We start from the raw sequence: 12,802 nt of genomic DNA, 5'->3' as shown, positions 1-12,802 counted from the left end.
TGAGTAAATTATGTGAGTTCAATTTGACAGTCATCGCCAATTAAGAATCGTAAAGCTTTCGGGCGACGGGGTGCAAGAGTCAATTGTGCCCGTTGTCCAATGACACTATCGATAATCCGCTGATGGATTCCGGCAATTTTAGCACCTTCTAAAATTACACTATGTTCTAAATCTGTATCAACGAGAGTAGCATTGTTAGCAATGCTACTATAAGGGCCAATAAAGCAGTTTTCTAAATGACAATTGTTACCAATGATTACTGGGCCACGAATTGTGCAGTTAATTACTTGAGATTTTGCACCGATTTGAACTCGCCCAATAATCTGACTTTGGGCATCGACTTCGCCGAGAACTGATGCTGTTAAATAGGTGTCGAGAACTAAACGATTAGCTTCTAATAAATCATCTTTTTTACCAGTATCTAACCACCAGCCTTGGAGTTTGTGAGCGACAACCTGCTTTTGCTGATTAATTAGATATTGAATAGCATCAGTGATTTCGAGTTCGCCTCTAGTGGAAGGTTGGATATTGGCGATCGCATCAAAGATGACGTGAGAAAAGAAATAAACCCCTACCAATGCCAGATTTGAAGGAGGAACTTTCGGTTTTTCAATTAACTGCAATACCTTTCCTGTATCATCGACCTCAGCTACACCAAAGGCGGTAGGATTGGCAACAGGACGTAAAAGAATTAAAGCATCAGGCTGTTGTTGGCTAAATTGTTGCAAAAAGTAACTTAAGTCGCCTAATTGAATTAGGTTATCGCCTAAGTACATCACAAACGGAGAATCCCCTAAAAATGGACGGGCGATTTGGACAGCGTGAGCAAGTCCGGCTGGCTGGTCTTGTAATATGTAGGTAATGTTCGCTCCAAAGTATTCTCCATTTCCCGTTTTTGCTTGAACTTCTGCGCCAGTTTCCGGGCTAATGATGATACCAATATCAGTAATACCAGCAGCAACCATTTCTTCAATGCCATACCATAAAACAGGTTTGTTAGCAACTGGTACGAGTTGTTTTGCTCCGCTGTATGTGAGGGGACGCAGACGTGTACCTTTACCACCAGAGAGAATTAGTGCTTTCATAAGGATTTGTTATTGGGCATTGGGCATTGGGCATGGGGCATGGGGCATTTGTTATTCTCCGCGTCCCCGCGTCTCCGTGTCCCCGCGTCCTCTGCTCAACGGTAATATTCTACACGTAGCGGGATAATACTTCGGCGGTTGCTTGTCCGGTTTTTTCCCAACTGAATTGTTGGGAGTGAGTGATTCCCTGGTTGGAAAGGCGCGATCGCAATGCTGAATCAGTTGCGATCGCCTCCATCGCCTCTGTAATTTCTCTGGTGTTGTAAGGATCGATGAGAATCGCCGCGTCCCCAGCGACTTCTGGTAGGGAGGAAAGATTCGAGGTAATTACCGGGGTACCACAAGCCATTGCTTCCAAGACGGGTAAACCAAAGCCTTCCCAGAGACTTGGGAAGACAAGGGCGATCGCTTGATTGATGATTTTTGGCAATTCGCTGTAGGGAATGTAGTCCAGAAATTTTACTTGATTAGTGATGCCGAGTTGGGCAACTTGGGCTGTTAAAGTTGGGGTGTAACGGCGATCGCTTGGTCCTGCTAACCACAGTTCATAATCTTTGCAGTTAGATAATTCAGCAAAGGCAGTAATTAAACGTTCAGGATTTTTGTGAGGATTATGCCGTCCTAAATAAAGGAAATAATTTTTGCTTGGCAAATTTAAAAAACGAAAATTTTCGCTGTCATATCCTAGTGCGATCGCAGTCATTTTTTCCTCAGAAACTCCCAAAAATTTGCTTAAATCTTCAGCCGTTGCCTGAGAATTACAAATAACATGTTTTGATTGTTGGATGACAGCATGAATATAATAACTACAATAAAGTCGCTGTGTTCTCGAAAACCATTGGGGAAATCTTAAAGGAATTAAATCATGAACAGTAACAACATAAGAACACGAAGAAAATAAAGGAGCCTCTGGGATAGGGGAAAATATTAATGTAGACTTCATATTTTCATAAAAACTCGGCAGTTTAAATTGCGTCCATAGCAGGCGCTTTAAATGTCCCTTCATGCCAAAATCCGTCGTCATGTCTGGTGGCGAGTGATGACATTTAATTCCAGGAAACTCCCTTGGACTTAATACCTCAATATCTAACTCTTTTAGCTCTTTTAATAAATTCAAACTATAACTTAACCAACCTGTCGGTTGAGTTGGAGCAAAAGATAAATTTGCTAAAATAGACATATAGAGTTCCCATACAGATGCAGTACAACATTATATAGCAAGGTGTAGGGAACAGTGCCGTGCCCCTACAGGTGTACTTCACTAGATGGGGAAACGCCATAATAAAATCATTGTCTGATTAATGAGATACTTCAATGGCAGATTGTTTGGCAGTAAATAACAATCTAATAATTTTTAGACTGTTAGGATTACCTGTAGTTAAAAATTCACCAAAGAATTTAGAAAAAAGATATACACGTAATATAAATTGCTCCCACCAAGGACGATGCTTTTGATAAAAATAAATCTGGCTACGTCTATATTCTATAGCCATTTTATTTGCAGCTTTTTCAATTGAATATCCTTGCAAATGAATCAAAGATACATGAGGCGTGTAGATAATTTTATATCCTTGATACTGCGCTCTCTGACATAAATCTGATTCTTCAAAATACATGAAAAATTTTTCATCAAATCCACCTAATTCATGAAATAAACTTGAACGAATAAAAAAAGCAGCCCCGACAATAATATCCACTTCTTGAATTTCTTGAAATCTTTGCTCAATCAAATTTTGCTCAGAGTTATTTAGATAATCTCGATGCATATTCCGAGCTTGATATTCTCCTTTAATTCCTAATGCCGGCGAAACAGAAATTTGTAAACTACCATCTCGATTCAGCAATTTTGGCCCAATAATTCCTACTTGTGGGTCTGCTTGCATTAACTCAATTAGATGGGGTAGAATATTACTAGTAAGTACAGTATCAGTATTTAATAAAAATAAGAATTCTCCACTTGCAACTTTGGCACCTGCATTATTTCCTGCTCCAAAACCGCGATTTTCAGTTTGTCTAAGTAAATGAACTTCAGGGAATTTGTGTGTAATTAATTCAACACTACTATCGCTAGAGGCGTTATCTACAACAATAATTTCGTAGCTAGGTATATCAATAAATTTTTTTAAAGAATTTAAGCAATCTGGTAAAATTTCTGCCCCATTATAGTTAACTAAAAGAATAGATACACAGATAGGTTCCTGCTGGTTCATTGATTTTTAGCTAAGGCTTGCCTAAGTAGCATTGTATCAATAATATTGATTGATATTACGGTGAGTTACTAAACTTAAGTTGTTATAAACGATTACATAATAAATTGAACTTTGAATAGTTTACGTATACAACTTCAGTTTATCTATGATTAAATTTTTTGAAGCCAGATACTCCCACCTGGATTTTTCATGCATAAAGGCATGTCAGAAAGGAACATATCTTTGTAAAAATGTTCTAAGAATGTATTAAAAAATACTATTTTAAACCTATTATTATACGAGAGAAAAGCTCTTAAGAGATAGCTTTCATTCCATGCCCTCCCTTCATAAATCCAGGCTTTTGGATATTCAAAAGGATAGAAAATATCATGAAAATGAATATAAACGCCACTACTGATATATGGCAGTATCTTAAACAAGATATAGTTCACATCACTATTCACCTTAGAAACATGAGTTGAATCTATAAATAGGATATCTCCTGCTGATAATTCAGAAAATTTCTCTAGTTCTACATCTTGGAGTTTACTTGCGATAATTTTTACTTTGTCTCGATCTTTATTTTTCATCAAAGACAAAAGTAAGTCTGGATAAGGTTCTATAAAAGTACATGAAATTTTTTCGCTAAAGTTTAGCTCATTTACATCTAATATTACACAAGAAGAAAATCCTGAGCCTACTTCAATAATTTTTTTTGGTTGAGCATATCTGATCATGCAATATAAAAAAATTGCATCTGAGTAAGAATATGCAGGATTTTCAAAAAAGTATCTTAACCCTTCTTTTTTATGTGCTTCAAAAGGTAAGTCGTGATAGTAGTGTTGAAACTGATGAAATAAAGCTACTTGCTCAGATTCGCACAGATTAATTCCTGATAATTCCTGGGGAAGATCACCAAAAATTTCCTTTTCTTTTAATTTTATTTCTGCTATTGAAGGTATAGGAGAGTAAAAATGTCCCGGCGGCATCCATGTAGTAAATTCAGCTTTTTCTAGCTTCAAACGCTCGATTTCAGATTTTAATAACTCTATCTCTAATGACTGGGCTTTTACAATTGATTTTCTTTCAAAAAACTTTTTAAACATACTTTTCTTAGATAGAAATGGAGAAGGGTAAACTATTCAGTAGTATCTTACCTTAAACAATGAAAAATAATAGATACTAAGTAAATAACTTTAAACATTGGTTAGGATGATATATTTTGGCTTAAGTACAAACTTACTTACATAATTTTATGCTTGATAGCAGAAACAAAGTAATATAAGGATTTCAAAAAATTATATTTAAAAAATACGGTCTTCAATCTATACCTAAAATTGGATTGCAGCTGCAACTGTAATTGCCAATGAGAATTTATGAGTGTACGTTCATAACCTACTAAATCTTGATATAAATTCATCAATTGCGGAATTGTTAAAGTTAATTTAAGTTCTTTTTGCTTTTCTACTGCTTTTTCATAGTAAGCATCCAACTTTTTTTTCCGCGTTATCCAATCATTAAGATTATAGGGAATTTTATACATTGATGTTGTTTTTTCAATTAGTAAAAACTCATCATTTAAACAGTAACGAGTCCATAAGTTCCAATCTTCTAAATTTTCTAGAGATTCATCAAAACCCCCATGACGCTCGTACAGTTGCCTATTAAATAAAATTGATTGTATTGGAATATAATTATGATGCCACATGATGGCTCTAGAGAAGGGTTGACGATAAATAGTTTTATGTGATATCTCTTCGTAACGGAAAGGTTCTAAAGAAATTAACTTTGTAGCAACCTCCCAAGATAGCGAATAGGTAGCTGCAATCTTTGGATTAGCTATTAACTCATTTGTAAGTATTTCAATATGATCTGCAAAAAATAGGTCATCATCATCAAGAAACACTATAAATTTACCAGTTGTCAGAGACAAACCTACATTTCCTGTGTGACAACGCCCACGCTTAGGTTCTGCTTTATAGATTACTTTTAATCTAGTGGTTTGAGCAACCTGATTTATGTAATCTTGTGCTTCATCAGAACCATCTTCTACAACTACTAACTCGATATTAAGATAGGTTTGGTTCAAGACTGAGGTTACTGCTTCCTTCAGATATGGCAACCTTCCTTTATAAGTACGAGTAATAACGCTAACTAAAGGTAGAGAATCAAAAGTTTTCTTTTGATGTCCATAAAAAGCACCATCTCTAATAAATCCATAATCCCATTTATTTATAGGGAATAATTCCTCACTACCTTTACGAGTAAATATAAAATATAAAGAGTTTTGCAGAATTTTCCAAATATTTATCAGCAGTCCCAATCGCTGTTGAGATATACAAGGAGGTGAGAACCATAACCGTAAATACATTAAGGGTATAGTAGCTATTTCATTCCAAGAACCATAACGTAGTCTTATATAACTATTCGCCAAAGTGCTACCTAAGAACTGTAGTCTTTTAACTTGATTTGGATATTCATAAGTGTAATGCCAACACACAGATGAAGGACAATACTTAATACGGAAGCCATTATCTCGCAATCTGTAAGAAAGCTCTACATCTTCTCCATACAGAAAAATCTTTTCCTCGTAACCTCTTACTTTTTCAAGAGCAGAACGCCTAAAAAGAATGCAAGCATGAGATGACCAGTATGTCTCTAGAGTAACAGGATTATAATACTTTGGATGTTCAAAAGGTTTTTGACGAAATTCCCATGATGCTACATCTTTATCATCTGTCGTTGCGGTGTTTACTGCTGTTAAAATAGCATCGCGATCAAATTCCAAATCGACATTGGAGACTAGAAAATATGGAGACTCGCTGTTTAATAAATTGAAGTTATGACCACAACCAAATCCTAGATTTGGGCGTTCAAATATTTGAAAGCTATGAAAAGATTCCGAATAGTTTTTTGAAATTAAATTACATAACTTAACTGTATCATCACTAGACTGATTATCTGTTAATAAAACATTAATTAGCTTTGTAGGGTAACTTTGTTTTAATAGACTTCTAAAAAAATTATCAATCCACTCAGCTGAATTATAAGTTACGAGAGAAATATCAATCAGAGGTAACGGTAGATGCGATTTTAATGTATTCACGGCTGTACCCTTGAAGATTACAGTAACTTTGTTAAACTAGACATATTTCACCTACAGATTTAAAGTCGCCATTAATCACTAATTATTGTTTGAATTTTATTCCCAGTAATTGGATTAATTTTAACCATGTTTTACGCATTTTCAAAAAATTACTATTTTCCATTTCTGTAATTATTTTTTCCTTCTCTATAATTTTTTTCTGTGCTTTTTCCAATTCGGCTTCATTATGTTGCAAATAGATTTGCAACTGCTCTAAGTTAGACTGAGATTGTGCTAACAATTTTTTGTAAAATTGTAGTTCATTAAATGAACCTAACTGCACATTAGCTTGGTACTTTGAGTGCTGCCTATATTCTAAAAGTGGAAAAGGTGCTTTCTTTGCATTCCATCCGGCTTTTACAATCCTGCGAAATAAATCATAATCTTCAGGCACATTTGGCTTTTCAAAATATCCACTAACCTCATCAAAAGCTTGGCGTCTAAACATTGAAGAGCCATGTATAAAATTACCATCATTTAATAGTGTTTGTTTAGACACATGATTAAATTCTGGAAAATTTATAATGAAAAATTTTTCATTTTTAATCAATCCCCGTTTATCTTGTGGAAAAGAATCATAAACGAGCTTAGCTCTTTTCCCAAATAGTGCAAAATCACTATATGCGATCGCTACATCTGAATATGTATCTAATATCAGTGATGTTTTTTCAATAAAATCACTTCTAAATCTATTGTCGGCGCCCAAAAAGGTAATATAATCAGACTTAGTTAATGACACAGCTTTGTTAAAATGTTTGACTACACCTAGATTATTTTCATTTATATTTATCTTTATTAAATTAGGGTAAGTTGCCTGATAGAATTTAGCTATTTCACTTGTATCATCAGTAGATGCATCATCTGAAATTAAAATTTCATCAGGCATTCTAGTTTGACGCAGCACTGATTCAATAGCTTCAACTAAAAAACTTCCGTAGTTATAGGATGGGATAATAACTGTAATGGTAGCCTTTTTAAATGTCGTCTCATTAGTGACAGTTATACGATTCAAGCGGTACAGATCATGGTCATTACCTTGATGGCAAGATACTGCTCCCTCAAACTTTAATTTTACTTGATCAATAAGTCTTTCATTAAATTTTCCGTAGGGATAGGCAAACCATTTAAACCCAGTTGGGTCTATTTTTTCTAAGTTATGAGGAACTTCTAGTTCCTCTACAAAATTTACTGGGATTTCTTCATTTGTTAAATCACAATGAGATTTTGTATGCCACTGTAATCGGCCATTATTTTTAACTAGAATTTCTAACTCTTGAAAATTAGCAAATTGTGCTTGTGGCTCTGATGTATCAAAAAAATTATCTATGCCTATATAGTCACTAGTGACAAATAGTTCAAATGGATAATTAAATTCACTCAATATAGGCGCAGCGTAGTCTAAAACATTTTTGTAAACACCATCAAATGTAATTACAACATGTTCAGGATCACTGGGATTGTATTCATCTAAATAAACAATTTTTTTATGCTTTAATTCAAGCATTTGTCTATAAAAATCATCTACTGTTACCCACCATATACTAGGGCTTTCTAGGTAGACTTTGTGATACATTAAAATCGTCATTTAATGTAAACCTCTAATCTTTGCGTATAATCTCTATATGGAAAATAATAACAATCTAACATTAAATATGGGAAGCGAACTGAGTACCAATCATTTATATGACAGCATAGCAATATTCCATCCTCTCTCAAGATACTGTCTACAAGTTTATATACCAAATTGAATGATTTTCCAATATACTGCGAATACAAAACCCCAGTGATAGTTATTAAGTCATAACTATCTTTTGTGTGCTTCGGTATCTCAAAAATAGATGATTGCATGAATTTGATTCTACTCGATTCAAATTTTTTCGCATGGCTTATAGCATTAGCTGAAACATCAAACGCTGTTATATGTGTACCTGGTAATTCGCGTGTAATAAACCCATGACCACAACCAATATCAAGAACATTTTGGTATTGCCGTTCAGGAATTTCACTTAAAATAATGCTTTTTCTTGTATGGTCGTCTGGTGTTATCTCATAATCCCAAGGATCATATTTTTGATAAAATTCTTCTAACTCTTCTTGGGGTTGTAACATAATAATTAACCTATTGAAAATATGTTTTTATTATTGATAACAGACATATCTAAATTATCTAGAAATTTTACTATTTAGTTACATATCTCCATTGTTTGCCTCATATACTGACCGTAGAAGTATGATCTAGCTTAGATACAGACACATGCATTGGCTGATATACCTGACTCCAAATAGTTTTATTAGTTAAATCTGCTGATTTAAATACATAAGAGTATTCTACCCAATCAAAATAAGCTGTTGTTTTTAAAGAATCAGCAATTAATGTGGTAATGCTATAGTTACCCGCTCTCAGCTTATTATGGAATTTAAATTCTATGTAATATTGTTCACCAGGTATCGCATCCTTAATAGGTTGATTTTCATAAGCATTATTATTACCTATAACTTCAACTTGATTTTTATCTTTAATATAGAAAGCAATCACTATTTCGGGTAAAATTTCAAAAACTTCATAATAAATTTTGACATTAATATAATCATCAAATTTGATTTCTGTTGTTGGTCTTTCCAACTCATCAAGTACGGCTACATTAATTATTCTTGCTTTACCGCTACCTTGACGAAAGATTTTAACCCGTTCCTCAAACTCTTTTGCTTCTTGGAGGAAAACATGGTTGCCTGTTTCTAAAAATGCTATTTCTGGTATTTCAACAACAGGTGTTGCTATTGCTTTGCTATCTTGCAAATTGTTGTTTGTTAATAACTTCATTTTGGCAAATTGAGCTTTTATATAAGTATCAATAACTAAACCACTATCACCAATAATTTCAATATTACCTTTGTTTAAATAAACTGCTCTTTCACATATACTTTTTACTGAGTTTGTGTCATGACTAACAAAAAAAAGCGTCAGGCCATTATCTAGCATTTGTTTAAGCTTGATCATACATTTGGCTTGGAAAAACATGTCACCAACACTTAGGGCTTCATCAACAATTAGAATTTCGGGAACTACGTTGACTGCTACAGAAAAAGCCAAACGGACAAACATACCACTAGAGTAAGTGTTTACAGGCTGATCTATAAAATCTCCTATATCTGCAAATGCGGCAATTTCATCAAATTTTTCTTCAATTTCCTTTTGGCTTAATCCTAATAATCGCCCATTAAAAAATACATTCTGCCGACCAGTAAATTCTGGGTTAAATCCACTACCAAGTTCTAAAAGCGCTGATATCCGTCCCTGAACCTGTACTTCTCCAGTTGTTGGTGTCAATGTCCCTGCAATAATTTGCAGTAGGGTGCTTTTTCCTGAACCATTTGAGCCTACGATTGCAATTGTTTCCCCCTTAAATACTTCTAGATTGATATTCTGCAATGCCCAGAATTCATCATATCTACTTTTATGAGGTAGAAAAACTTCTTTAAGCCTATCTACAGGGCGAACATAGCGCTTGTAGCACTTCGAGACATTTTTTAGAGAAATTACAATTTTTTCTCCCATGCTTTTACCATCAGTCCTCAATACCCCTACACCACCGTTAAATAAATATTTTTGGAGTTTGCCTCAAGTATGGCTTTTATTGTTTTCGCATTCGTCACCACCAAAATACTCTCAAAGTGAATGGTATATATTTTACCTGTATTGGTCACCTTAATTGACCTGATATTAAATTTATTTTATAAGTATTATGCTTGAATATTGAATTTAGATAAATTTAATAACACATAGAAGGTAGGAAGGTTGGATACACGATATTAATTTTTTTAACAAATGATTCTGCGTTATCAAAATCAATAGGGCTTCACAATACATCGGCAAATGCTGGTCGCAACCGTCTATACACGAAAAACCCGCAACAAAAAATCAAGAATGCAACTATTGAGGCTACTCCCCATTCACCCCAATGTTTTATCTCCCCAACCAAAATCAAATCTCGATAAACTTCAACTAAGGCTGTCATGGGATTTAACCAAAATATGAAACTCTGCAATTCTACAGGAATTGCAGATGCCGGATAAATAATTGGTGTCAAGTACATCCAAACATTTAAAATCACTCCTAAAGTCTGCGGAACATCTCGCAAAAAAACTGTTATTCCTGCCGCTAAATAACCCAAACCTGCCGTTAATAATAACTGCGTTAGCCAGACTAATGGTAATAATGCCAAAGTTGGATGTAAAATATGAGTATTTACAGCTACAAAAAAAATCAACATTATTAAACCAAAGAAACTTTCAATAAATGTTGATAAAATTGGTACTAAAGGTAGCAAAGCTAAGGGAAATACCACCTTTTTCACTAAGTTTTGCTGTCCTAATACTGAAGTAGCAGCCTGCGTTAACCCGCCTGTAAAAGCAATCCAAGGAAGCAACCCTGCAAATAACCACAAACCAAAGGTGAAGTTATTCTCTGGTAAGTTTTTGATACTTAGCTTCACTCTCAGCACAATCGAAAACACATAAGTGTAAATCAGTAATTGCGATAGCTGATTTAGCAAAGGCCACAAATTTCCTAAAACAGAACCCTTATAACGCGCTTCTAAATCCCGTCTAACCAAAGTTCTGAGCAAGTCAAACTTTGTCCAAAACTGTTCATTTAGTGGCAGGATGCATCTGAGACTGCCTAATTTACGTACAATTCTTTGTAAAATTCGCAGCAATTTTTACTCCCCCTATCTACACACCCAGTTTCTTTATGTAATGCCTAATTGTAATGACAGTCAGCTTTGTGTTCCTTGTGTAAGTTGAACGCATCATTTAGAAAAAATGTTAGCCAATTTATCTTGGTGATTATACAACAAATATGCTGTTGGCAAGTGTATTTTTCTATAACAAATAGAAATCTTGTTAGCAACACTCCTTTCTTTGTGAGGGGCGCAAGTTTTTGCTTAACTCAAAGTATCTGGATCAACTCCCTGCGATCGCAAATACTCTGCAAGTCTATCAGCCCGTTGGCGTTCTTGTTCCGCTCTTTGGCGTTCTTGTTGTAATTGTTCAGCTAACTCCGTCGGTGTTAATAATTTGTCCCCCGTATCTAGAAGATAAAATCCTAATACTTCCCCCTCTACCGCCACTCTTAATCCTAGAGGTTGAGATATACCATCCGTAATTAACTGGTAAGTCTCACCATCTAACCTATATCCCCTTAACTTTTCTTCAATCCATTCCCCCTTCGGGTCAAATAACCAATATTCTAAAATCCCTAATTGTTCATAGAGATTTTTCTTTTGCTCTTGGTCTTGTTTTTGAGTTCCTTGAGAAGTCATTTCAAATACCACCTGGGGAACTTGACCTTCCTCCCAAACTTTATAACTATCCCGACCCCCAGGCGGCACATCAAAAATTACCATCACATCTGGTGCAACTCTTAATTTGGGAAAACCTTGAGCATAGTAGAGAAATTGGTCTGCTAAAACTGTAGCTTGTCTGCCTGTTAGGTATTGTTTAATTACTTCTAAGGTGGTGAGAATTGCGTAGAGATGTAAGTATGATTCTGCCAATGGTTCACCGTCGGAACTGGGATATTCGATGTTGGGATTGACTATTTTGATAGTTGTAGTCATGGCTACCTTTTACTAGGGTAGATTGTTTGGATCAATTCCTTGCGATCGCAAATATTCTGCCAATCGTTCAGCTCGTTGACGTTCTTGTTCAGCCCGTTGGCGTTCTTGTTCGGCTCTTTCTTTTGATGTCGGCACCCAACCTGCTGCATTATACCAACGCAACCACAAGCCTGTTGTCTGCTGATAAGAACCTTGCCACAGACCCAATCCTAATTCTAATTCTTCCAACCAAAAGCGGTTCTCTGGTAAAGATATTGCCTCGTAGCGAGTGCCTGTGAGTTGAAAGGCACGCAAATGATTTTCATAGCGATCGTAGATAACGTAGTAAGGAACCCGCAAAATGCCTTCATATACTTCCCTCTTGGTTGGGGGCTGGTTTACATCGCGCAGTGTTTTTCGTAAATCTTCTTGTTCTGTACCAGGTGAGAGTAATTCCACGACTAAAAATGGAACAACTCCCTCTTGTCAAATGACGTAACTTAAGCGTAGGTCTTGCTGTTGGCTAGCACTAGGTACTCCTAAAACCATATACCAATCAGGACGCTTGTACCATAAAGTATGACGGGGGTCGTAGTAAAGATTTAAATCGCTAGCAAGTAAAATTTCCTCAGATGGATAAGTCAGAGGTTGACAAGTCTCAGTCAGCAAATCCGCCTGAATGCAGTGAAATTCATCTGGCAAACCTGATTCCCCTATTAATTCACTGGGTAAATCATACATCGTAGGCATGGTTTATTGTGGTGGACGGGGAGGATCTGTTTGATA

Annotated in this window: 10 protein-coding genes and 1 pseudogene; all 11 read right to left on the bottom strand. The window is 35.4% G+C overall.

Annotation, left to right across the window (positions count from 1 at the left end):
* Positions 1 to 8: 8 nt before the first annotated feature.
* Positions 9 to 1,085: a glucose-1-phosphate thymidylyltransferase gene (locus IQ276_RS09605; RefSeq protein ID WP_193917015.1), complete on the bottom strand. Its 1,077-nt coding sequence runs from the start codon at positions 1,083 to 1,085 to the stop codon at positions 9 to 11.
* A gap of 109 nt (positions 1,086 to 1,194) precedes the next feature.
* Positions 1,195 to 2,265, bottom strand: a complete 1,071-nt coding sequence (locus IQ276_RS09600; protein ID WP_193917013.1) for a glycosyltransferase family 4 protein — start codon at positions 2,263 to 2,265, stop codon at positions 1,195 to 1,197.
* 118 nt (positions 2,266 to 2,383) lie between these two features.
* Complete coding sequence (locus tag IQ276_RS09595; RefSeq protein WP_193917011.1) at positions 2,384 to 3,295, bottom strand: glycosyltransferase family 2 protein; 912 nt, start codon at positions 3,293 to 3,295, stop codon at positions 2,384 to 2,386.
* A gap of 149 nt (positions 3,296 to 3,444) precedes the next feature.
* Positions 3,445 to 4,380, bottom strand: a complete 936-nt coding sequence (locus tag IQ276_RS09590; RefSeq protein WP_193917009.1) for a class I SAM-dependent methyltransferase — start codon at positions 4,378 to 4,380, stop codon at positions 3,445 to 3,447.
* A 137-nt stretch (positions 4,381 to 4,517) separates the two neighbouring features.
* The gene (locus tag IQ276_RS09585; RefSeq protein WP_193917007.1) at positions 4,518 to 6,380 is read right to left on the bottom strand and encodes a glycosyltransferase family 2 protein; all 1,863 of its coding nucleotides are present in this window, start codon (positions 6,378 to 6,380) and stop codon (positions 4,518 to 4,520) included.
* 82 nt (positions 6,381 to 6,462) lie between these two features.
* On the bottom strand, positions 6,463 to 8,004 hold the full coding sequence (locus tag IQ276_RS09580; RefSeq protein WP_193917005.1) for a glycosyltransferase: 1,542 nt from the start codon (positions 8,002 to 8,004) through the stop codon (positions 6,463 to 6,465).
* The gene (locus IQ276_RS09575) at positions 8,001 to 8,528 is read right to left on the bottom strand and encodes a methyltransferase domain-containing protein (protein ID WP_193917003.1); all 528 of its coding nucleotides are present in this window, start codon (positions 8,526 to 8,528) and stop codon (positions 8,001 to 8,003) included. Before IQ276_RS09575 ends, IQ276_RS09580 begins: the two co-directional genes overlap by 4 nt.
* A gap of 100 nt (positions 8,529 to 8,628) precedes the next feature.
* Positions 8,629 to 9,975, bottom strand: a complete 1,347-nt coding sequence (locus IQ276_RS09570; protein ID WP_193917001.1) for an ABC transporter ATP-binding protein — start codon at positions 9,973 to 9,975, stop codon at positions 8,629 to 8,631.
* Positions 9,976 to 10,276: 301 nt separating this feature from the next.
* Positions 10,277 to 11,131, bottom strand: coding sequence for an ABC transporter permease (locus tag IQ276_RS09565; RefSeq protein WP_193917019.1), 855 nt, complete (start codon positions 11,129 to 11,131; stop codon positions 10,277 to 10,279).
* 231 nt (positions 11,132 to 11,362) lie between these two features.
* A complete protein-coding gene (locus IQ276_RS09560; protein WP_193916999.1) occupies positions 11,363 to 12,037 on the bottom strand; it encodes a Uma2 family endonuclease in 675 nt (224 codons plus the stop codon).
* A gap of 12 nt (positions 12,038 to 12,049) precedes the next feature.
* Positions 12,050 to 12,766: pseudogene (locus IQ276_RS09555) on the bottom strand (Uma2 family endonuclease).
* Between the last annotated feature and the right edge of the window lie 36 nt (positions 12,767 to 12,802).

It is taken from the genome of Desmonostoc muscorum LEGE 12446 (assembly GCF_015207005.2).
GTDB classification, from domain to species: Bacteria; Cyanobacteriota; Cyanobacteriia; order Cyanobacteriales; family Nostocaceae; genus Nostoc; species Nostoc muscorum.
This window is presented reverse-complemented; position numbering and strand designations above follow the sequence as displayed.